This window comes from Prosthecobacter sp., from assembly GCF_044226605.1.
GTDB lineage: Bacteria > Verrucomicrobiota > Verrucomicrobiia > Verrucomicrobiales > Verrucomicrobiaceae > Prosthecobacter.
The window spans coordinates 1-20,790 of sequence record NZ_JBGAGS010000020.1 but is presented as its reverse complement, the minus strand read 5'-3'; the positions used below and the strand labels follow the sequence as shown (position 1 = coordinate 20,790).

Genomic DNA, 20,790 nt, shown 5'->3' with positions numbered 1-20,790 from the left:
GCGCCGTCTGCTATTTGAAGATAACAGGCAAGCGACTAACGCAGCCAATGGGGCCGCTCCGCCGTGCGCGCAATGTGACAAGGTTTTTTGAGAGTTGGTCTAAGTGCGAGGCCGGGAGCATGCCACAGTCTTTTCGGTGCCGCTGATCGACGATCTGGAGTGACCATTGACTTCCTCACCCCCGCTTCCACACCACCCACAGCTCCGGCGGCGAGGCAGCACGGTTGATGGGGCGCAGGTGCTGCACCTCGTAGCGGCGGGACTCCAGCGTGGCAGCCCACCCGGCAATGCTGCGCCCCTCTTCCGCCCCGCCCTCATGCCCGGGATACACGGCAATGGTGAGCAGCCCCCCCGGCTTTAACAATTCCAGCGCGGCCTCCACGGCCACCATGGTTGTCTCCGTTCGGGTGATAAGCGTTTTGTCCGTCCCAGGCAGATAACCGAGATTGAACATGATCGCGCTGATCTTCCCATGCTGTTCCGCCGGAACGTGTTCGCGCATGGTTTCATGGCCGGAGTGAATCAGCGTGGTCATCTCCGCAGGCACACGTTTCGCCGTCTCCACCAAAGCGGTGGCTTGCACATCAAAGGCATACACATGGCCGCCGGGGCTCACGCATTGGCTCAAAAAGAGAGTGTCATGCCCGTTGCCCATCGTCGCATCGATCACCACATCCCCGGGTTGCAGTCGATCCTTCAGCATGAGCTGCGCCCACAGCACGGAGGAAGGCAGGCCGCCATTCGGGCTGGCGAGGTGGGGTTTGTGGAAAGGAGGTGTCATGGAGCGGAAGAACATCCATGGGGAGAAATCGCGGGATTGCATCTGGAGTGTTGAGAGCAGAGCGCACGAACGGCGCAGTGGACTTGCCGCCCCACATGGCGGATGAGGTTCGTAGTCCTCTCTGCATGTCCGAGTCCGTGATCTCCTCCACCGCTCCTTCCACACCCGGCTCCTTCGGCTGGAATCTGGAGCACTCTTATTCCCGCCTGCCCGCGATGCTCTATGAGCACCTCGACCCCACACCGGTGAAGGAGCCGCGAATGGTAGTTTTTAATTACGCTCTGGCCCAAAATCTGGGGCTGAATGGACCCGCGCTGGCCCAGCAGCCGGCGGTCTTCGCGGGAAACGAACTGCCGGAGGGCGCCAAACCCCTGGCCCAAGCCTACGCAGGCCATCAGTATGGGAATTTCACCGGCCTGGGCGATGGGCGCGCCATTCTCCTGGGAGAGCAGGTCACTCCCACAGGCGAACGCTTGGATGTGCAGCTCAAAGGCTCCGGTCCCACTCCCTTCTCGCGGCGGGGAGACGGTCGGGCGGCGTTGGGACCCATGCTGCGGGAGTTCATCATCAGCGAGGCCATGCACGCGCTGGGCATTCCCACCACCCGCAGCCTCGCGGTGGTGACGACCGGGGAGAAAATATGGCGTCAGGAGATGCAGCCGGGCGCAGTGCTCACACGCATCGCCGCCAGCCACATTCGCGTGGGTACCTTTGAGTGGGCAGCCGCGCATGGCGACCGTGAGGCACTGCGCGCGCTGGTGGAGTACACGCTTCAGCGGCACTACCCAAAGCGCGTCGGAGCCGAGACGCCCGGCCTGGCATTGCTCGAAGCAGCCATCGAGCGCCAGGCCGCACTGATCGCCCAATGGCAGTGCGTCGGCTTCATCCACGGCGTCATGAACACCGACAACATGGCGCTCAGCGGCGAGACCATCGACTATGGCCCCTGCGCCTTCATGGATGCCTTCGATCCCGCCACGGTGTTCAGCTCCATTGACCGCCACGGCCGTTACGCCTACGGCAACCAGCCGCAGATTGCGCAGTGGAATCTCGCCCGTCTGGCGGAGGCCCTTCTGCCTCTGCTGCACGCGGATGAAAAGCAGGCCATCGCAGCGGCAAATGCGGCCATCGAGTCATTCAAACCCCAGTTTGAAAGCCGCTGGCTCTCGGGCATGCGGGCCAAGCTCGGACTCTTCACGGCAGAGCACGGCGACAATAGATTGATCGAAACCCTTCTGGAGTGGATGCGCGCCCAGAAAGCGGATTTCACCAACACCTTCCACCGTCTGAGCGCCGCAGAAAACACTCTCCCACTGGAGGATGCGGCCTTTGCCGCGTGGCACGCGCAATGGCAGGAAAGGCTGGGCCGCCAGCCGCAGTCCGCGGTGGAAGTCCAAAAGCACATGCAGGCGCACAATCCGGCCGTGATTCCCCGCAATCACAAGGTGGAGGAAGCTCTCGCCGCCGCTGCGGAGCACGGAGATCTGAGCGTGATGCAGCGCCTTCTGACAGTGCTGGGAAATCCTTATGACTTGAGCGACAGCCAGTCTGAATATACGACGCCCTCCTCAGGGCATGCGCCGGGTGCCTATCAAACCTTTTGCGGGACGTAAAACGCCGAGGGACGGCTAAAATAAAATAGTATTGCCCCATCGCGTCCTTCCTGATAGCTCTGCTTGGAAGTGCAAATTTTCAGACGAGCATCCGCCACCCTGTGCCCTTATCTTGTCAGGACGGGTTTGCTGGTGGCCGCGTGCTTGAGCGCCCGCGCTGAAGATCCGAGCGTCACCTTCATCCACCCGGCCTCTCCTTCGGGCGAGACGCGGAAGACTGCGGAAGTGGAGATGTTCAGTGATCAGCCTTCCGTGCTGGGCTGGCGGATTTTGGCCGTGCCAGGCTCCAGGATCACGCTGCGGGGGAAGGTTTTTCAGGCTGCTTCAAGCCTTGCTGTGCCGCTCAAAGACCTCGGCTTTGAAGAGAAGACAACCATTGCAGAGGGCAGTGTGCAGGCAGAGGCGAGGCATTCGCTGGTGCTGCCAGAGACGGGCAAGCCGGCAGTGTATCTGGTCCAGTGGCAGGCCTTGAACGGGGAGACTCCACACGCTGCGGGGACGGTGCGCCTGCGCCTTTCTCCTCGAGGCCTTCTGACTCCGCTTCAGAGCGTCAGTGTCATGGCGGAGGACGATCTGAAACCTTGGATCCCTGTGTTCGAGCGAGATCAGGTCAAGGTCGTAACCCTGGCGCATGCGGAACGGCTGCCTGCATGGCAGGGGCTCCTGTTCGTCAAGGCAAGCCCGGCAATGCTGGAAAAAATCAAGTCGCAGCCCTTGGAGCCGGGCCAGTGCCTCGTCGTGATCGGGGATCTGCCAGGGATGCGGGAGACCATGCTCATGAAGCCAGCCGGGCGCGGACGGCTGATGGTTGTGCCTGCCAGCCGTTGCAAAGATTTTCCCTCCGATCCGGCGCTGCAACGTCTGATCGTCGAATTTTGCCAGTCAGCTTCTTGAACCGCGAGCCTTCCTTATGAAAACCAGTCTCTTGTTTCTGTTCTCCCTCCTTCTCGCATGCACCGCGCTGTCAGCGGCAGAGCCGGCGCCCCTGAGTGTGGCGGTGCTGGGGTTTGGGGCGCAGAAGGACATCGAGCCTGAATCCGAAAAACTGGCTCTGCTGCTAGGAGTGCAGCTTTCAGAGCATCCCGAACTCCAGCTGGTGGAACGGGTGGAGATCGAAAAGGTCCTGAGTGAGCAGGAACTGTCCCTGACGGGGACCATCCAGCCGGACACAGCCGCCAAGATCGGCCACATCATCGGAGCACAGGTGCTCATCACCGGCCGGCTCATCGACGTCAGCGGCAAACGCATGGCGGTGGTGAAGCTGATCGGAGTCGAGACAAGCCGGGTGGTTTCTGTGTCCGCCGAGTTCGCCGGTGAGCCGGGCGTCGCGGACGCGGCGAAAAAGCTCTCGGGCCAGATCACCGAGAAGCTGCGCGATCCCAAGTCTGCCTTCACCGCCGAAGTCGAAAGCTGGGACGCCATGATCGTCCGGCTCAAAGCCTTGCTGCCTGCGGGCAAGGAGCGGCCAAGCGTGCGTGTGCAGATTCCTGAGCAGCACCTCACCCGGCGTGTGCCGGATCCGGCGGCGCAGACGGAACTCCAGCGTGTGCTGCAGCAGCTGGGTTTCACGCTGGTGGACAGCGGCCCTGCGGACTACACCGTCGAAGGGGAGGCCTTCAGCGAGCGCGGCGGACAGCGCGGGCAGATGATCTTCTGCAAGGCACGGCTGGAGGTGAAGGTGGCGAATGCGAAACATGACAAAATCTGGGTCGACCGCCAGACCTCCAGCGCGGTTGATCTGGCGGAAAACATTGCTGCCAAGACCGCTCTGCAGCACGCAGGCCGCAGTGTGGCGGAACGTCTGGTGGCCCAGTATTTCGCGGCCAGCCTCAAACCCTGACCACCACCTTTTTTTGACATGAGAACCATCCATGCAGCGTGGAGATTTCTGGTGTGCGGTCTCGGCGCTGCGGCCCTGCTGCCCGCGCCGACATCCGCCCAGTTCATTGAAACCTGGAAGCCCGAGGGCATCTGGAAGGAGGCGTCCATCGGCAAGATCGGCTACGTGCGGCGCTACCTCAATGAGGGCGTCTCCATCAATGCGCGCGACAGGCGTGGCTACACACCCCTCATGCATGCGCTGAACACGTTTCAGAAGCATATCATCGCTGATCTGCTGGCCGCCGGGGCGGATGCCAATGCCCGGGACTATGATGGCGTGAGCGCCCTGGCGCTGGCCTGCCGTGCGGGCGATGCCGAGTCTGCGCAACTGCTGCTGAAGGCCGGAGCGCAGCCTGAAAAGGGCGAAATTTCAGAGACAGACGCCTTTGCCCTGGCGCTGAAAAGCGGCTCTCTCAAGCTGGTAGAGGTGATGCTGAACGGAGGTGCCGACCCCAGGGCCGAGGTGCGGGGCCGCGTCAAAGGCCCGTGGCCGGTGCTGGTGTATGCCGCGCGCGAGAGCAGCGCCGATGTGGTGGAGATGCTGGTGAAGCGGGGCATTCCGGTGGACACCCAGTGCCAGGACAAAAGCACGGCGCTGCAGCACGCCGCGCTGTTTGGCAACATGGCCACCCTCAAGCGGCTCCAGACCCTGGGGGCGGATCTCAACGCCCTGGACAAGCGCGGCGCAAATGCTCTGCGCTACGCCGCCTATCTGGGCCGGGAACCTGCCTTTTCCTGGCTGCTCAAGGAAGGAGTCGCGGTGCCGGACAATCCGGCCCTCTGGCTGCCTGCGGTGATCAACTGGGGGAATGAAGGCCTGCTCCAGCAGCTGACCGCCAAAGGCGTGGTCCTCCCCCCCAAGAACCCGGTGCTCGTGCTGGCTGAGGCGGCACGTCGTGGCGATCTGCAGGCGGTAAATCAAGCCCTGGAGGCTCACTACAAATCCTTCCGGCATGAGATGCATTGCACGCTCTTTGCCGCTGCGGCGGGCGGCAATGTGGAGGTCATGGAGCGGCTGAACCAGTTCGCCAATGAGGGCGACCACCTCCAGTGCAGCGATGGCGCGAAGTTTAACCAGCTTCATCATGCGGTGATGGCCGGACATGATCAGGCGGTGGAATACTGCCTGAAACACAAGGTGAATCTGGATGTTCAGAACTGCAGGGGCCACACGCCGCTGATGCTGGCCGCCCTGCTGGGTCGCACCTCCTTGGTGGAGCGTCTGACCACGGCTGGATCCCGTCTGGACACAGAGGATCTTGCCGGGCTTAATGCTCTGGACCTGGCCCGGCTTCACAAGCACGCGGAGACCGTCGCATGGTTGGAAAAGCGGGGGCTCAAGCCTTCTGCCAACCGGCTTGCCTCCGCGGATGTCGTGGAAAAAGCGCCCGCACCGCCGGCTTCCAAAGGCCACCGCGCATTGCCTGCCGTGACGGCTGCGGCGCTGCCCTTTGTCATTCAGGACGACACTTGGTACCCGAGCGTGGAAGCTGCGCGCGATTTTGGTCTGGCGCTGCAAACCGGCCTCCAGGAGATCGAGGGGGTGCACTGGGTGGAGCGTGCGGAGATTGAAAAAGCCGAGGAAGAACTGGTTCATGGTGCCGCAGGGCTGCTCTCTCCCGGCCAGAGCATGGGCATCGGCCAGTGGGTGAAGGCGGATCTGCTGGTCACGGGGCGTTTTGAGGTGGATGAAGGCCTCGGACGTGAGCTGATCCTGCAGGTGGTGGAAGCCCGTCGGGGTGATGTGCTGGCAGAGCGCAGGCTGTTTCTTCCCCAGACGACCGGACTGCCCTTGACCGTGACTGGCCCGCATCTGGAAAAGGCGGCGGCGGCAGCGCGGGAGGCCATCGGCGAAGCGCGCGCTCAGCTGGCTGCGGCAGAGGCCCAGAGGGTTTTCGCCCCTCTTTTCATTGGCAACCGCACCACACGCACAAATCGCCTGGACGCCGGCGTTCCCGGGCTGCTGCGAGCCATCCACCGGGGTGCCGCAGGCAAGGAGGCCCGCGTTTTGAACCTGATGGGCAGCGACCAGGCGGCCCATGAGTCCGAACTGGCCGTCAGCGGCCTGACGCAGGCCCATGGCGAGGCTTGGAAGGGCGTGGCCGACCACTACCTCTGGGGCTGGTGCGAGGAAACGGGGGATGCGAACACACCCTTCGCCGAGATGCCGGTCCGCATCGTGTTTGAACTGTGGAGCGGTGGGGACAAGACTCAGACCTTCAGCGTGGAAACCCGGCAGGGGGACATGGAGGCTGCTGCGGAGAAACTGGCGGCAGAGCTCATCACCGCGGCGCTGGCCATGCCAAAGCCGCAGCCGGGAAATGACGACCGCCTGAACGCCGCACGCATCCTCTTCACCCATGCGCGGGAATTGATCGCGCAGGAGCCGGCCACCATGCGCCTGGACCGCGGCAACCGCTGGCTGGTCACGCGCTGGGAGCTGACAATGCGCGCTCTGGAAGCCGCACGGTTCTTTGCCCCCGAGGACGCGGAAATCGCCGCCACCTGGCTGCTGGAGCGCTGGTACGACAACCTGCAGTTCCCGGTGGTGGAGGAGCGGATCGATTCTTCCTCGGGCACGTTCTGGCGGCTGTGGCGCCGCAGACTCGACTGGGATGAGCACGTGGCGCGTTTTGGCCTCGAGGGGCTGCGGCAGGTGGTGACGTCCGTCCGAAGAAATGAAAAGGTGCCCTTCACTGTTTTCCAGTCCGCCAAGGACGCCCCTCTGGACCTGCATTTTCAGATGAATGAGGAGCTTTACACCAGCGTGCTCCAGTGGCGGCGCGGCTTCCCCGACGGGGTGCCCACGACCCTGCGCCGCAAGTGGTGCGACGTCCTGGCGCGATCTACGGCGAACTGTCTCCTGCGGACTCTGGCAGAGTATACCGAGAACACCACCTACGACTCGAAATTTGTGACGCGGGATCTCGAGTTTTTTCTGCCGCTGGAGACGCGTCTCGAACTCGCCCAGGCTGCGTGGCGCCAGATCATTCGCAACTTCGTGAATCCAGTCCCGGCGGCCATCATCGAGAAGCGGTTGGAATTGCTTCACTGGTTTGACGAAGCGGGCAGGCACGCGGAAACCGCTGACGCCATGAAACTTCCGGCCAAGTATTTCAGCGATGCCTACAACGGCGTTTACCTGCCTGTGATTCAGGAGTCTGAAAATGCGCCTCCGCCGGGAGCCGCCGAACCCCAGCCGCCGGCGAAGCCCCTCTCAAAACGGCTGCCGGTACCGTTGACCCCGGTTCCTCTGCCCAAGGAGTGGGCCGAACCCACCCTTCAGCAGGCGGTCTGCAACGGGAAGGACGCCGTGATCGCCCTTACCTGTGAACTGAATGACCGCCAGCATACCATGGTGTCGGACTGGTCTCCGCAGACCCAGAAGTTTACGCCAGTCGCCCCGTTCCCGCAGCAGATCTCGGGTGAGCTGACCTTCCTGCTGCAGACCCCTGACAGCCTCTGGGTTGGCGGACCGACCTACGGGATCGCCAGGCAGGACCGGGCCTCCAAGCAGTTTACCCGGTTCACGGACAAAGAGGGACTGCCGCTGGGCCAGATCTCCCACGCGGTGCGGGTGGGAGACGAGGTATATGCAGCCGGCACGGGAGCGGCCGACAAGCCGATGCTGGCTGCATGGAGTGCCTCCAAAGGCTGGCGTCCTCTGCCTCTGGAGATGAACGGCAAGCCGCTGGCAATGAAGCGGATCTCGCAGCTGACCTCCTTTGGCTCCCGGCTCTACTGCCTCTACCAGCCGCTTCAAGGAGACACCGCTGAACTCTTCACGCTGGATGCTGCCACAAAAATCAGGACCCGGCAGCCGGTGCCCACCCGGGCGCTGGGTGTGGTGTGCGGGATGTGGGCGGACGAGCAAGGACTCTGGATCTTGAACAAAGACAGCATCTCCTGGGTTTCATCCACCCCGGGACCGCAGCCGCCGCAGACGATCCGCTTCCCGGAAGATATTCGCATCAACGTGAACGTACCCACTGCGGTGAATGATGGCGACTGGCTCTGGCTGGCAGGACAGGAGCTGATGCCAAAACCCGCGAATGTCCAGGGGGGCGACACCACGATTTATAGCAGGCTGCTGGCCATCCACAAACCCACCCGCTCCTACCGTGGATGCATCGACCTGCCCGGAAACACCCTCGTTAGCCTCATCGTGACGCCTGAGTCCGCGTATCCTATGGTCAAAGACCTGTCGCTGGAGGACGCGCCGTCGATTCTGCAGCTCGATAAGGCAGCCCTCATTCGCGAGGCTTTGAAATAACACCTTGGACCAGTTCTCGAAAAGATTGTCATTTTGACCGGCGAGCGCAGCGGCCCCAGTGGCAAGGCGGGAGCGCCGCCTGCTATTGGAACATAACAGGCAAGCGACCAACGCAGCCAATGGGGCCGCTCCGCCGTCCGGGCAATGTGACAAGATTTTTGAGAGTTGGTCTAAATCCGGTTCCCCTGCAAATCCAGCTCCGGGTCCAGAGCACTCCCGTCCAGCAGGTGCTCGATGAGATGGCGGGCCAGCCACGGACTGCGGAGGGAGCCTTTGGAGCCGAGGCCGTTGAGGAAAGCCACGCGCGGGTGCGTCGGATGGGTGCCCATGAGGGCCTGCTGATTTTTGATGATCGGGCGCACGGCCGTCTGCATGGCGGTGATCTCGGCGGGGGCTTTGAGCAGGCCGCGGAGATGGGTCTCAAGCTGCGCCAACTGACCGGGGTCAGGTGTGTTGGGATCGTCAAACTTCCACTCGTAGGTGGAGCCGGCACGGAGGCTGCCATCGGGCCGGGGGAGCAGCCAGCAGCCGCGGTTGAGGGTGCGCTTTTCTCCGCCAAGATCGGCCTGCACCGTGAAGATGGTACCGCGGGCGGACTGAAAGGGCACCCAGTGCAGCAGCGGGTGTTTTTCTGCGCTCCAACCCTGTGCCCAGATGACGTGGGAGAAGCGCTGTCCCTGCCATTTCACGCCGCTGGTATCATCCTGAACGTCAGCAGGTTGCACTTCGGCCCGCATCCAGGCACCAAGAGACTCGAAGAAACTGCGGCTCTCCTTGAGATACACGGTGGTGTCCAGCCAGGCGGCATGGCGCTGCTGGAAGCCGTTCTCCGGCGTGTGAATGACCTCCGCATCCAACACAGGCGGCTGCGGATGGAGGAAGGGCTGCATGTCCGGGTCCTGGCGGCGCTTGTGCCATTTGGCGATCTCCGCCTCGCTTTTGAGCAGGCGCACGTAGCCCCGTGGAAAGAAAAACCGCTGCCCAAGCCTCTTCCCGCAGTGCCGGTAAAAACGCAGCGCCTCACGGTAAAACAGGGTATAACGCCAGCTCACCGTCAGCCGCATGCCTGTGATGGGAGTGATCAATCCTGCCGCCACCTTGGAGCAGGTGACGGCTTCATCCCGGTCAGCAATGACAAAGGGCACCTCCCTCTCCCACAGATGCCAGGCCAGCGCCGTTCCGGCAAGCCCTTGGCCGATGATAAGGAAGCGGGGGCGGGTCATGGGGCCGGGAGAGCGAGACGGATCACGGCTGCTTCTCCACCAGCACCTGCATGACCTCCTTGAGCTTCTCATTCGTCTGCACCACCTGCTCTTCGCTGGGCTGGCTGGGGCCGGTGCCGCGCCAGAGGGTGCTGATGTCTTCGATGGCGGTGCCAAAGCGCTTGATGACGGCCTCCTCGTGCTTGGCCAGGCTGAGGCGGTTGTAGTCATCCCGGATCTCCTGCAGGATCGTGGGCGAGCCGATGCAGAGGGGCCGCGCTTCGACGGAGCCGTTTTCCAGCACCACGCTGGAGCTGATTTCCAAAAGACGCAGCCACAGACCCATGTCGATGAGGACCGCGAGGTCGTCGTCCCGTTGTTCCCGCAGCATCCGGATCATTTCCTGATGCCCTTCCACGATCTCCTGGCGCAATTCCTTCCACTCACTGCTTTCGGCCATTTTACCCTGGGCCATGAGGCGGGGCATGAGCTTCTCTCCGAGCCCGAGCATGCGGCAGTAGCTGAGCACTTCCTGGTTGTTATTCCGGAACTGCTGCGCGTCTCCCGCCTGCCAGACGAGGAAGCTGTCTGCCATGAGGCCGCCGAGGATCAGGGCGGCGCGGCCTCGGTCGGTCGGCGGTGTGGGCGGAGGCGGACGGAAAAGCAGGCGCCAGCGGGCCTTCGTCTGGCGGCCCACCAGATCGAGAAAATCTGCCGGGGTCTGATCCGGCGAGGCGACGGCGGGCGAGTCGTCAGGATCAGGGACATCCACCGCATGACCGCTCATCCCGCCCAGGCACAGAACCAGCGCCACGAGGCAAATCGTGGGGCGGGTGCGGCACAGGAAGGCAGTCATGAGCGGGAGGAGAATGCATTATTTTACTCTACCGTAACACTTTTGGCCAGATTTCTCGGTTTATCCACATCACATCCACGCGCCACGGCGGTGTAGTAGGACAGGAGCTGGAGGGGCACGACGTTCAAAATGGGGGTCAGATAGGAGGGACAATCCGGCACATAGATGACGTCGTCGGTGATGCGCTCCAGCTCGGTGCGGCCCTCGGTGGTGACGGCGATCACGGGGCCTTTGCGGGCGCGGACTTCCTCGATGTTGCTGACATTTTTATCAAACACGGCATCGTCCGGGGCGATGAAGACGGAAGGCATGTCTGGTTTCACCAGCGCGATGACTCCGTGCTTCAACTCCGCGCTGGGGTGGCCGCTGGCGTAGATGTAGCTGATTTCCTTCATCTTCAGCGCGCCTTCCAGCGCCACGGGGTAATTCATCTGGCGGCCCATGAAGAGCATGCCCTCGGCGTGCGCGTGCTTTTCGGCGATGGCCTTAATCTTGTCTGCCTGTTTGAGGATTTGGATGATTTTGTCCGGCATGGCCTCGAGCTGGTCGATCATCTCCAACCCGTCCACGCTGGAAAGGTGGTGGATGCGCCCGAGCAGCAGGCTCAGCAGGGTGAGAATGGTGACCTGGGAGGTGAAAGTCTTGGTCGCGGCCACACCGATTTCCGGACCTGCGTGGATGTAAACGCCGCCGTCGCTCTCGCGGGCGATGGTGCTGCCCACGGTGTTCACAATGCCTAGGCAGCGGATGCCTTTGCGCTGGCCTTCACGCATGGCTGCGAGCGTATCGATGGTCTCGCCGCTCTGGCTCATCACAAACTGCAGGGTGTTCTTGTTCGTGGGCACATTGCGGTAGCGGAATTCGGAGGCGATCTCCACCTCCGTCGGCACGCGGGCGAGGGACTCGATGAGGTACTCGCCCACCATGGCGGCGTGGTAGGCCGTGCCGCAGCCGGCGAGGATGATGCGGTCGATCTGCACCAGCTCCTTCGGGCTCATGTTCAGGCCACCGAGGATGGCGGTGCACTCATCACGGGAAAGGCGGCCGCGCATGGCATTGCGCAGGGAGTTCGGCTGCTCGTAGATTTCCTTGAGCATGAAGTGCGGGAAGTCGCCCTTCTCAGCGTCATCGGCATTGAATTCCACGCGGCTCACTTTCACCTCCGCCGGCACGCCCTGGTGGGACTGCACGCTGTAGCGGTCTTTGGTGATGGTGACGATATCGTAGTCGTTGAGGTAAACGACATCCCGTGTGTGATTCACCACGGCAGAGACGTCGCTGGCGAGGAAGTGCTCATGGTCGCCCAAACCCACAATCAGGGGGCTTCCAAGGCGCGCACCGACGATGACGCCGGGGAGGTCTCCGTGCATGACGGCGATGCCGTAGGTACCCTTCACGCGGGCCAGCGCGGACTTGACCGCATTGACGAGGCGCTGGGTGCCATCCTTCTCGGTGGATTCATCAAAGTAGGTGCCGACGAGGTGGGAAAGCACCTCCGTATCGGTTTGAGACTGAAAGGTGTGGCCCTTGGCCGCAAGCTGGTCGCGCAGGGTCTGGTAGTTCTCGATCACGCCGTTGTGGACGAGCACCAGCTTGCCGGACTGATCCGGGTGTGGGTGGGCGTTCACGTCCGTGGCAGGGCCGTGGGTGGCCCAACGGGTGTGTGAGATGCCCATCGTGCCGAGCGGATTGGCCTCGGTGACGGCCTGACGCAGGTTGTCGATGCGGCCCGCGCGTTTCACCACTCGCAAAGTCTCGCCGCCGCCATTCAGCGCCATGCCCGCGGAGTCATAGCCGCGATATTCCAGCCGACGCAGCCCGTCCAGAAGGATGGAACTCGCCTGCCGATTGCCTACGTAACCAACGATGCCGCACATGAGAGAAAGAGGGTATTAAGGGGTAGAAAAGGTGAAAAAGGAGAATCCGCCACAAATACTGGACAGGACACGACGGTACGATACCCCCTCGCAGGAGCCACGCCAGCAGTTCGTGTGCTGGTAATTTTTCTTTATTGGAAGGAAGTAAGCCCAAGAGGCAGCTGCCAGCCTCAGGAAGGTGCCTTATCCAGTGCCAAGGCCGCCGCGAAGGGGACCCAAAACCCGTGCGGGATGAGACCGGAACCGGCTTTCACACGATGGATGGGGGTGAGTTTGTTTTGACTCCACCCTGTCTCCAACACTGCACTGCAATGAACCTTGATGACTCCTCCTTGCCGCCCGATGAACCGTGGTTCCTCAACCCCGGCACGCCCTCCGCGGCGGGCAGGCAGCAGCGGCAGGCGGGACGCATGAACAAAGCTGCGGAAAAGGCTCCGACGACCACCGCGCCCGCCAAATACAAGGCACCCACCACAAGCGCCAGGCAAACGGCGGCTGCGCGGAAGAACCTCAAGAAAGCGGCCACTGCCGCGAAGCAGAAACGCACCCTCGCGAAACTGCCGAAAAAGACGCGCACCGCACTGGGCAAAGAAGGCGCCAGGGCCGCGCGCAAGAAACGCGGGTGAGGCCCCGCCCGGCCGCCTTTTGGGCAACGGAGGCACGCTCTCTCGGGCACGCACATGCGCAATGCTGGTCGCTAATGCCAAAAAAGACTGTGCCGCCCGATGCGGGCGGCACAGCCTGAGGGCAGGAAATAAAAAAGGAGGCGCTGCGCCCCCTTACGCCAGCGCGGCGGCTTCCTCATTCACTGTGGAGGTGGCCAGGTCGGTGAGCTTGTCGTTGGTTTCTTTTTCTTCGTCCAGGGTCTGGCCCAGCGTGTCTGCGGCGTCGTCATAGCCCAGGCGGATGGCCAGGGCGCGGGCGGTGCCGTAACCGGCGATCTCATAGTGCTCCACACGTTGTGCGGCGCCAATGAGTCCGGCATCCCGCACGGCATCCTCGGCATCTTCGCTGATGAGTTCGCTGCCTTCTGCGATGAGGCCTTCCATGGCCTTGCAGCGGTGGCCGGCGAGCTTGAAGTCGCCCGCCTTGGCAATGCTTTCCAGGCGCGTGACGTGGTTGCGGGTCTGCTCCAGGTGCTCTTCAAAGCCGGAGCGCAGTTCTTCGTTGGAGGCAGCTCTGGCCATCTTGGGCAGGGCCTTCACGAGCTGTGTTTCGGCGCTGTAAAGGTCCTTGAGCTCCTGCACAAAGAGATCGTTGAGTGTGTTGAGTTTCATGATGGGATTGGGGTTTGATTTGAATTTGGTGGTACAGGGGTTTCGCATCGGGAACCCTTGTGGATACACGGCATGCAGCCCCTGATGGCCACGCCAGTGCCCGCCCTGCCTCCAAACCTTCAGCCCATTCTCTCAGGGATGCTGCGCGGGATCAGTGAACTCGAGATCGCGCAACCATTTGAGGCTGCGTGCATCCAGTTCACAGCCATCCAGATCCAGCCAGTGGTCATCGCGATACTGCGCGCGGCGTGGCGGATCATCTCCGATGAAGGCCCACACAAACGCGGCATCCGCCGGCGGCTCGGAAAGCCCGTCGTGCCTGCGGGACCACACGTCGGGCATGCGCGGCGGCTGGTCCGGATTTTCACCGTAAGGCATCCAGTGGGTGATGAGCGGCACACGCTGCCCCGCGAGGCCGGTCCAGAAGCCCTCCTTCGGCGCCTCCTCCGCGTGATACACCACCGGCAGCACCTCCGCGCCACCCCAGCCCCAGACGACCTCGTCTGCAGGTGGCAGCAAATATCCGGAGGGGATGCTCCGCCAGGCAGGGTGTTGGCTCTCACTCATGCCGTGAAAACGCACGCCGCGTGCGGATCGGATGGCAGGTGCTGACAAATGGCACGCTGGCCTACCGGTCCGTCGCGATGAGGCTCACTTCTTTCTCCTTCTCCGGCTTGTGGCGCAGCAGGGAGGTCTGCAGCATGGCCATGGCGAGGGTATCGCAGCGGGAGGCGGCGGAATAAATGTTCTCACGCACGGAGGCACGGGGCAGAGGCTTGTCATCCGGCCAGAATTTCTTCACTCCCCAGGCGGCGAACCATTCGGCACGGGCGAGGTATCTCTCATCGTGCGTCATCTTGTAGGCGGCGTTGAGCAGGACAATGGCGTTGCCGATGGAGCCTGCCTCGATGTCGTAAGGGCGGTCGCCTTTGTTCGCGGGCTTTTCATTCAGCGACGTGTCGGGGTCGGCGGTGAGGTAGTTGTCGGCACAGGCCACAAGCAGCTTTTTGTAGCCTTCGTTTTGGGTCTGCGCGTAGCGGGCGATCAGTGCCGGAACCACCCAGGTGTGCGGATGCTGCCCGGAGTAGGCGGAGCGCCAGCCGCCGGTGTAGGGCGTGCGTTTGGGCGGCAGACCGAGATCGAGGTCTTCCTTGGTCTGCCAGTACTCGGTGGCGGCGAGGGTCTTGGGATCGGCGAAGAGGATGAAGCCTTTGCCGCCAGGGCCGGGATCGTGCGCCATGGCGAGGAAGAAGGCGTCAGTCGTCTTGGCCAGCGCGAGCATGCGCTGCTTCAGCGCGTCTGGCACCACGGCGGAGGCGGTTTCGAGATCGACCGCCAGGGAGACCGGGCTCTGCGAGTACACGTAGGCGACTTTGCGCCCGTCTTTGTCGAAGGCAAAGTCGTTGGAACCATGCGGAATGGCACCGGTCTGCGGGTCGCGGCTTTTCTCATAGAAGGACACCATTTCATCCATGGCCTGGAGCATCTCGGGGTCTTTCGTGCGCTGATAAGCGGCGGCCCAGGTGGCGATGTAAAAGCCGCCGTGGCGTGGGAAGTCCATGCCGCGCCGGCTGGGGCTTTTGCCGGTGATCATGGCATGGCGGGAGAAAGAGATTTTGCCGTCCTTGTGGTCGATCTGGTGCCGCCACAACGCCTGGGCAAAACGCAAGCTTTGCTCCGGTGCCATGTCGAAGGACTTCTGCCAGTAGATCCAGGGGCGATAAAATTCGTGAATCTGATCCTGATACGGCCCGCTGGTGGGCTGACCACCGAGCTGATTTTTCGTGAGGTCCCAGCCGATGTGCTCGCCCCAGCCGAAGAAGCCGTAGCGTGGCTCCTGGCAGTGGTGCAAAAACCAGTCGATGATGCGGTCCGCCTCTGCGGCGTATTTTTTCTCTCCGGTGATCTGGCTCAGCGCATAGAAGACCTGATACAGGTTCAGGTCGTGATGGATGTTGGCGATGTTCTTGAACTCCTGCGGCACGCGCGCGGTGTAGAGATTGCTCACCTTCCCGGCGGGGATCTGGTATTTGTCCCGCGTGAGCACGATGGGAAAGAGCGGCAGCGTCGGGTCTGGCAATTGCGTGCGGCTCTGGTCGATCATGGCATCTGCATAGCCGCGCACAATGCCCTGCAGGTCCGGTGCGTCCGCAGCCGGCAGCGTGGAGGTGGCGGAAAGCAGGAGAAAGATTTGAAAGCAGGCGGAGGCGCGAAAGCGATTCATGGTGGGAAGCGCCTTAACGACATCCGCCCGGTGCATCGTTCACGATAAGGAGCAGAACGCAGTGCTACGTGCAGGCTCGACATCTTGCCCGCCCTCCGCGTAAAATGCTCGAAACACTCCGCCCACGGCCATGGACTCTTTCCCTTCCCCTCCCCCGCCACCACCTTCGCTGACGCCGCCGCCTTCCTCCCCTTTCTCCAATGCGGCTCCCGTGCCAGCCCCGGTACCTCCGAAAAACAGCGGCGGCAAGTGCGCGCTGTTTGGCTGCGGCGGCTGCCTGGGGCTTCTCGTGCTCGGGGTGCTCGCTTCCATCGGCATCTTCCTCTTTGCGATGAACGTCATCAAGAAGACGGACGTGTATGCGGAGGCCTTCAGGCGCGTGCAAAACTCCACCGAGGTGCAGGAGGCCCTGGGCACTCCCATTGACAATGGGTGGGCCTTTTCCGGCACGGTGAACTACAACAACGGCGAGGGCAAAGCCGCCTTCACGGTCCCCGTGACCGGCCCCAAGGGAGAAGCGACCATGCGGGTGGTGGCGGAAAAATCCTCCGACTCCGAGTGGAAGTACTCCACTCTGGACGTGGAGTTCCCGGACGGACACAAGGTGGACCTGCGAGGGACGCCCTGACCCTGACATGCCTGACAGACGGACACCCAGCGCGCGCCATTTACCGCGAACGCAGAAAGACGATGATGTCGGCGATCTGACGCGGCTGCAGGGCTTCGGAAAGTCCGGAGGGCATGAGGGAGGTGTGGCGCACGGTGCGGATGCTGGCGTGCTTTTTGAGCACGGTGCGCTCGCTGCCGCCCGGCAGGCGCAGCGTCAGGCTGCCGGGCGCATCTGAAGCGGTGATGCCGAGAAGCGTCTCTCCTCGGCGTGTCTTGATGTAGGTGGTCTCAAATCCCGGCCGGGCGGCTTCGGCGGGAAAGACGATGTCCCGTACGATGGTCTCGGGAGCGCGCTGAAACTCGGCATCGAGATCCGGCCCCACGCTGGTGCCGATGCCATGGCTGCGATGGCAGGAAGCACACACGCCGGTGAAAAGCGTGCGGCCGGCTTCCAGGTCGGGTTTGTCTTTGAGTGCGGCGAGAATGGCGGGCATGCGTGCCTCCCACGCTGCAGTCTGCTCCGCAGTGGGTGCCGCAGGCGGCGGGACTTCGGGAGCGGCTGTGCCTTTGGCAAGGGGCTGCGCGTCCTCCAGCCCGAGGGCGAGAATCTGGCGCGGCTGGCCGGTGATGAGAGCATCTTCTTTGAGGCAGGCCTGGATCTCCGCCACATTTCCACGTGCAGCGATGACGGAGGCGAGCCGGGCCATGACGGGTGCGGACGCGCCGGGATCCCGCGCGAGGGCGAGGAGCATCTCGCGCTCCCGCTGGTGCAAGCCGCTGGTGATGGCGCAGTCGATCCACTGCAGGCGCGTGCCATGCGTGCGGGCGATGCTGCGCAGGCAGTTGAAGACCTGGGGAGAGCGGCTCTGGCCAAGGCTCAGCGCGGCCTGCAGCACGAGCTGGGGCGGCATGGCGGCGTCTTCGAAATTCATGGCCAGCAGCTCCTTCTCCACTTCGGGGCGAGTTTGAAAGTGGTCCGCATCCGCCGTGCGCAGTGCCAGCACGCGGGCCTCCGTGGCCGTGGGCGGCGGAGCCGGACGCTGCAGGCGGGACGCATCTTTCGGCAGCAGCAGCCACACCCGGCCGCGCTCATTCCCATGCGTGACGCCATACTGCTGCTGCAGGTGGCGCGGGATGGCGGAGTAGTCCTCGATGATTTCGCGGTAGAAGTCGCAGATGGCGATGCCGCCCTGCGGCGTCTGTGTGAGGCTGACCGGGTGGAACCATGAATCCCGCGAGGCGAGGAACTCGCGCTGCTCCTCCCCTTTCACCCGCTGAAGGCGCAGGGCGGTGCCGTCCCTCACGATCTCGCTCCGGTGGACGAGGCTGGCGGCGGGCTCGCATACCAAATAATGCCCGTGGATACCAGGGAGGACATCGTGCTGATAAACGAGCGGACTGCACGCGGAGGTAAAGTAGCCGGAGGCTGCGGCATCGCTGAGGCTGATCTTTTTGTAGAAGGCGAAATACTCGGCGTGCTGCTCGCGCTTGGTGCGCCAGGGATGCACCGGGGCGATGGGATAGACGCGGTTCTCCTCCGTGGCAGCACCATCCAGCGGCGGGGCGACATCGTCCGGATTGCGCGCCAGGTAGCGCCACTCCACGGGCGTGACGAAGAGCCCCGGCGTGGTGGTGGTGGTGACAAAGCGGTCTCCACCTGCGGTGAAGGTGGTGCCAATGGTGCGCGTGCTGCCGCCAACAGGCTCGATGGCGCTGCCATCCGCACGGATGCGGAAATCGGTGCCGGGGAGCGTGACCGGCTTCTGGAGATGCGGCCCCGTGATGGCACCGCTGCCCTGCCAGCCCCTTCCAAAGTAGATCCAGCCATCGGGGCCGTGCGTGGGGGCATTGATGCCGCGCTCCAGCATGCCGGTGCCAAAGCCCGTGAAGAGCCGCTCGTTCACATCGGGCAGGTCATCGCCATCGCTGTCTTTGAGGAACACGATGTGCGGGGCGCAGGCAACGACGAGCCCGCCATTCGCAGCGGTAAGTCCGTAGCAGGGCGGCAGGCGGTCCGCCCACACGATGGCTTTGTCCATGACGCCGTCGCCATCCGTGTCCCGCAGGAGTTTGACGGTGCCGTAGGTCTCCGCCTCCGCCCTGGACCTGGCACTTTCTGAAGCAGCGATGCGCCGCACGGTGGTGTCCAGCTTGCCGGACTTGTTGAGTTCATCGATGTCGATCTGCCCCTCCACATTGTAGCCATGCAGCTCGCAGACAAAGACGCGCCCACGCTCGTCCCAGCAGATGCCGGAAGGCTCGCGCACCACAGGCTCCGCCGCCAGCAGGCGGATCTGCATGCCCTCCGGCACCACAAAAGCACGCGCACTCTCCTGCGGGGAGAGCGGCTGCGGCGCATCGGCGGGCTTGGGGATGTCTGCACGCCCCCGCGTGGCGATGCACATGAGAACCAGGGAAAGAACGGAGGCGAGGTGAAGGCGCGGGGACATGAGGACAATGGGTTGCGTGGCATGCGGCAGGGCGCGTCTGAGCCGCAAGGGGTGAATCACCACTACGCCACAGGAGGGCGGATTTTTGGAAGCGTCTGCAAATCCTGGCTTGTCATGGAATTTTGCGCAGCCGGGTGGCCAAAGGCGTTCGCAGGATCGGCCCGGAAGCTGCTGGTATGAAATGGTAGAGTTTGCGGAAGGTTGTGGGACCAGGATGGTCCCACTCCTGGCCGGGCGTGGCCGCGCGCGGGCAGGGAGAATCATCTCGATCCCCTTCCGGGCGCGATCGTCCACCGCTCCGCGCCGGTGCAGCAACCGATACGACACCTGCTTTCAACAGCTCGCGGCATGAAACCCGCTTGGGACTACCGCAGTCAGCCGGTCGCAGCCTCAAACACCGGGAGCAGCCTCGCAACGCTGGCGGATGACTTCCAGGATGGAGCCTTGGATCTGGCCGGGTGCTCAGAGAGACTCGCTGCCTTTCGCCCGCTCCACAAAGCAGGTGCTGGAGATGGGGGAAAGGCTGGTTCCGAAGAGAAGCTGGAGTTGCTTGAATCTTTCCGGCTGCATGTCCTCCATGGACTCCTGCAGCACGAGGGTGAAGCAAAGTGGAGCGCCGCCGTACCGCACCGACCACACCGCCAGCGCGGGCACGGGCGATTTTGCCTCTGCGGCTTTCGCTTTGATCTCGCGGGCCTGCTTCACGGCGTCCTCCGCTGTCGGGTGGCTGCCGGCGCAGAGGTAGGCGGGTTGCAGGGCCAGATGGTCATGCACCTGGCGCGTCTTGGCGGGAATGAGGCAGATCCAGCGGGACTGACTGCTGCCTTCATCTTCGTCCGCCTCCTGCATGCCGGTGGTGACCCGCAGGTAGAGAGCATTCATGTCCTCCATGGCCTGCTCCATCTTCCATTTTGGCTGACGGTGGTATTCCCCAAAGATCTCCTCTGGGAGGGAGGTGTAGTTTGAAAGGAAATTCGCCTCGCCAGAGCTGATTCGGCCGTCCTTTTTCCATGAGGAGAGCTTGGCGAAGCGGGACGCATCCCAGCGCTGCGCTCGCGCCGGGTAGCGGGTCAGCAGATCAGCCATCTGGGTGCTGTCATCCCGGGTTCTGACGTTCTCACTTGGTTTTCCTGTGTCGGGATCTCTCAGATGGTCCACGTCCAGCAGCGTTGTGCGCTTGACCCTGCGGGCGAGAAAGCAGGCCTCGGGCTGCTGCTCGGGGACTTTCTCGTACTCATCCAGGTAGCGCGTCACCTGCAGCCGGTAGTAGCTCGAGTGGTTGTCGGTTTCCGTCCTGAGAATGGCAAAACCCGTCTCATTGGAGCCGAGAAAATCTTCCTCGACCCTGATGGTGCGGTCCGGTGTACCGAAAAGAGACAAGGAAGAGGCGAACATGCACGCGAGGCAGGCAAGGCTGGCTTTCATGCCGGGAGAGTAAGGGCGGCAGATGGCAGATCCAGCATCATTCTTACACGGAGTGCTGATTTTTTTGGCGGCAGCCGTAGTGAGGACTGACAGATTTGATCTCTTACTGTCCCTCTTCCTCCCTGACTCTGGAGACATCAGAGCGAATCATGAACCTCGAAATGTCGCGGCTCCGACGACGACGGGCTGGGGACACAGGCTGTGTGAAAACACTCTTTTTAGAGAGGCCTGCCCGGAATGCCGGTTAAATTCTGGCATTCTGCCAAGCGATTTTGCCTTCAGTGCTGTGCTGCTTTCCTGAGCGCTTGTAATGCGCTTATCA

Annotated in this window: 15 protein-coding genes; 6 read left to right on the top strand and 9 right to left on the bottom strand. The window is 62.9% G+C overall.

The window, feature by feature from the left end; genetic code table 11:
• Nucleotides 1–175 precede the first annotated feature (175 nt).
• Entirely contained in the window at nt 176–781 is a 606-nt protein-coding gene (locus ACILSO_RS24355) for a class I SAM-dependent methyltransferase (RefSeq protein ID WP_395740080.1), read from the bottom strand.
• Between the two features lie 125 nt (nt 782–906).
• On the opposite strand from ACILSO_RS24355, the gene ACILSO_RS24350 reads away from it, so the two are divergent.
• The 4 genes from ACILSO_RS24350 to ACILSO_RS24335 all read left to right on the top strand — a co-directional run bounded on the left by ACILSO_RS24350 (nt 907) and on the right by ACILSO_RS24335 (nt 8,548).
• A complete protein-coding gene (locus ACILSO_RS24350) occupies nt 907–2,394 on the top strand; it encodes a YdiU family protein (protein WP_395740079.1) in 1,488 nt (495 codons plus the stop codon).
• Between the two features lie 144 nt (nt 2,395–2,538).
• Complete coding sequence (locus tag ACILSO_RS24345; protein WP_395740078.1) at nt 2,539–3,288, top strand: hypothetical protein; 750 nt, start codon at nt 2,539–2,541, stop codon at nt 3,286–3,288.
• A 16-nt stretch (nt 3,289–3,304) separates the two neighbouring features.
• The gene (locus ACILSO_RS24340; protein ID WP_395740077.1) at nt 3,305–4,234 is read left to right on the top strand and encodes a CsgG/HfaB family protein; all 930 of its coding nucleotides are present in this window, start codon (nt 3,305–3,307) and stop codon (nt 4,232–4,234) included.
• Between the two features lie 18 nt (nt 4,235–4,252).
• On the top strand, nt 4,253–8,548 hold the full coding sequence (locus ACILSO_RS24335; protein WP_395740076.1) for an ankyrin repeat domain-containing protein: 4,296 nt from the start codon (nt 4,253–4,255) through the stop codon (nt 8,546–8,548).
• 170 nt (nt 8,549–8,718) lie between these two features.
• Here ACILSO_RS24335 and ACILSO_RS24330 read toward each other — a convergent pair whose 3' ends face one another.
• Genes ACILSO_RS24330 through glmS form a run of 3 tightly spaced genes read right to left on the bottom strand, consistent with a single transcriptional unit; the run spans nt 8,719 to nt 12,483 of the window.
• Complete coding sequence (locus tag ACILSO_RS24330) at nt 8,719–9,771, bottom strand: NAD(P)/FAD-dependent oxidoreductase (protein WP_395740075.1); 1,053 nt, start codon at nt 9,769–9,771, stop codon at nt 8,719–8,721.
• 22 nt (nt 9,772–9,793) lie between these two features.
• On the bottom strand, nt 9,794–10,606 hold the full coding sequence (locus tag ACILSO_RS24325; RefSeq protein WP_395740074.1) for a hypothetical protein: 813 nt from the start codon (nt 10,604–10,606) through the stop codon (nt 9,794–9,796).
• 23 nt (nt 10,607–10,629) lie between these two features.
• Nucleotides 10,630–12,483: a glutamine--fructose-6-phosphate transaminase (isomerizing) gene (gene glmS, locus ACILSO_RS24320; RefSeq protein WP_395740073.1), complete on the bottom strand. Its 1,854-nt coding sequence runs from the start codon at nt 12,481–12,483 to the stop codon at nt 10,630–10,632.
• A gap of 311 nt (nt 12,484–12,794) precedes the next feature.
• Here glmS and ACILSO_RS24315 point away from each other — a divergent pair, with 311 nt between their 5' ends.
• Nucleotides 12,795–13,109 (top strand): hypothetical protein, encoded by a 315-nt coding sequence (locus ACILSO_RS24315; protein WP_395740072.1) that lies wholly within the window; start codon nt 12,795–12,797, stop codon nt 13,107–13,109.
• Nucleotides 13,110–13,262: 153 nt separating this feature from the next.
• Here the strand turns inward: ACILSO_RS24315 and ACILSO_RS24310 are convergent, their stop codons facing one another.
• From ACILSO_RS24310 to ACILSO_RS24300, 3 genes are all read right to left on the bottom strand, one after another.
• Entirely contained in the window at nt 13,263–13,760 is a 498-nt protein-coding gene (locus ACILSO_RS24310; RefSeq protein WP_395740071.1) for a ferritin-like domain-containing protein, read from the bottom strand.
• A gap of 132 nt (nt 13,761–13,892) precedes the next feature.
• Nucleotides 13,893–14,327 carry a hypothetical protein gene (locus ACILSO_RS24305; RefSeq protein ID WP_395740070.1) on the bottom strand — a complete coding sequence of 145 codons (435 nt, stop codon included), beginning with the start codon at nt 14,325–14,327 and terminating at the stop codon, nt 13,893–13,895.
• A 61-nt stretch (nt 14,328–14,388) separates the two neighbouring features.
• A complete protein-coding gene (locus tag ACILSO_RS24300) occupies nt 14,389–15,984 on the bottom strand; it encodes a hypothetical protein (protein WP_395740069.1) in 1,596 nt (531 codons plus the stop codon).
• A gap of 130 nt (nt 15,985–16,114) precedes the next feature.
• Between ACILSO_RS24300 and ACILSO_RS24295 the strand changes: the two genes are divergently transcribed.
• Nucleotides 16,115–16,612 carry a cytochrome c oxidase assembly factor Coa1 family protein gene (locus ACILSO_RS24295; protein ID WP_395740068.1) on the top strand — a complete coding sequence of 166 codons (498 nt, stop codon included), beginning with the start codon at nt 16,115–16,117 and terminating at the stop codon, nt 16,610–16,612.
• A 40-nt stretch (nt 16,613–16,652) separates the two neighbouring features.
• Here the strand turns inward: ACILSO_RS24295 and ACILSO_RS24290 are convergent, their stop codons facing one another.
• Together ACILSO_RS24290 and ACILSO_RS24285 are read right to left on the bottom strand one after the other, a co-directional pair.
• Nucleotides 16,653–19,043, bottom strand: coding sequence for a PVC-type heme-binding CxxCH protein (locus tag ACILSO_RS24290; protein WP_395740067.1), 2,391 nt, complete (start codon nt 19,041–19,043; stop codon nt 16,653–16,655).
• A 462-nt stretch (nt 19,044–19,505) separates the two neighbouring features.
• Nucleotides 19,506–20,468, bottom strand: a complete 963-nt coding sequence (locus ACILSO_RS24285) for a hypothetical protein (protein ID WP_395740066.1) — start codon at nt 20,466–20,468, stop codon at nt 19,506–19,508.
• Nucleotides 20,469–20,790 lie beyond the last annotated feature (322 nt).

What these genes read in the sequence shown, in the direction of transcription:
- ACILSO_RS24285 (WP_395740066.1), bottom strand. Translation starts at nt 20,468, where the DNA reads ATGAAAGCCAGCCTTGCCTGCCTCGCGTGCATGTTCGCCTCTTCCTTG.
- ACILSO_RS24315 (WP_395740072.1), top strand. Translation starts at nt 12,795, where the DNA reads ATGAACCTTGATGACTCCTCCTTGCCGCCCGATGAACCGTGGTTCCTC.
- ACILSO_RS24310 (WP_395740071.1), bottom strand. Translation starts at nt 13,760, where the DNA reads ATGAAACTCAACACACTCAACGATCTCTTTGTGCAGGAGCTCAAGGAC.
- ACILSO_RS24295 (WP_395740068.1), top strand. Translation starts at nt 16,115, where the DNA reads ATGGACTCTTTCCCTTCCCCTCCCCCGCCACCACCTTCGCTGACGCCG.
- ACILSO_RS24325 (WP_395740074.1), bottom strand. Translation starts at nt 10,606, where the DNA reads ATGACTGCCTTCCTGTGCCGCACCCGCCCCACGATTTGCCTCGTGGCG.
- glmS (WP_395740073.1), bottom strand. Translation starts at nt 12,483, where the DNA reads ATGTGCGGCATCGTTGGTTACGTAGGCAATCGGCAGGCGAGTTCCATC.
- ACILSO_RS24335 (WP_395740076.1), top strand. Translation starts at nt 4,253, where the DNA reads ATGAGAACCATCCATGCAGCGTGGAGATTTCTGGTGTGCGGTCTCGGC.
- ACILSO_RS24355 (WP_395740080.1), bottom strand. Translation starts at nt 781, where the DNA reads ATGACACCTCCTTTCCACAAACCCCACCTCGCCAGCCCGAATGGCGGC.
- ACILSO_RS24350 (WP_395740079.1), top strand. Translation starts at nt 907, where the DNA reads ATGTCCGAGTCCGTGATCTCCTCCACCGCTCCTTCCACACCCGGCTCC.
- ACILSO_RS24305 (WP_395740070.1), bottom strand. Translation starts at nt 14,327, where the DNA reads ATGAGTGAGAGCCAACACCCTGCCTGGCGGAGCATCCCCTCCGGATAT.
- ACILSO_RS24290 (WP_395740067.1), bottom strand. Translation starts at nt 19,043, where the DNA reads ATGTCCCCGCGCCTTCACCTCGCCTCCGTTCTTTCCCTGGTTCTCATG.
- ACILSO_RS24330 (WP_395740075.1), bottom strand. Translation starts at nt 9,771, where the DNA reads ATGACCCGCCCCCGCTTCCTTATCATCGGCCAAGGGCTTGCCGGAACG.
- ACILSO_RS24300 (WP_395740069.1), bottom strand. Translation starts at nt 15,984, where the DNA reads ATGAATCGCTTTCGCGCCTCCGCCTGCTTTCAAATCTTTCTCCTGCTT.
- ACILSO_RS24340 (WP_395740077.1), top strand. Translation starts at nt 3,305, where the DNA reads ATGAAAACCAGTCTCTTGTTTCTGTTCTCCCTCCTTCTCGCATGCACC.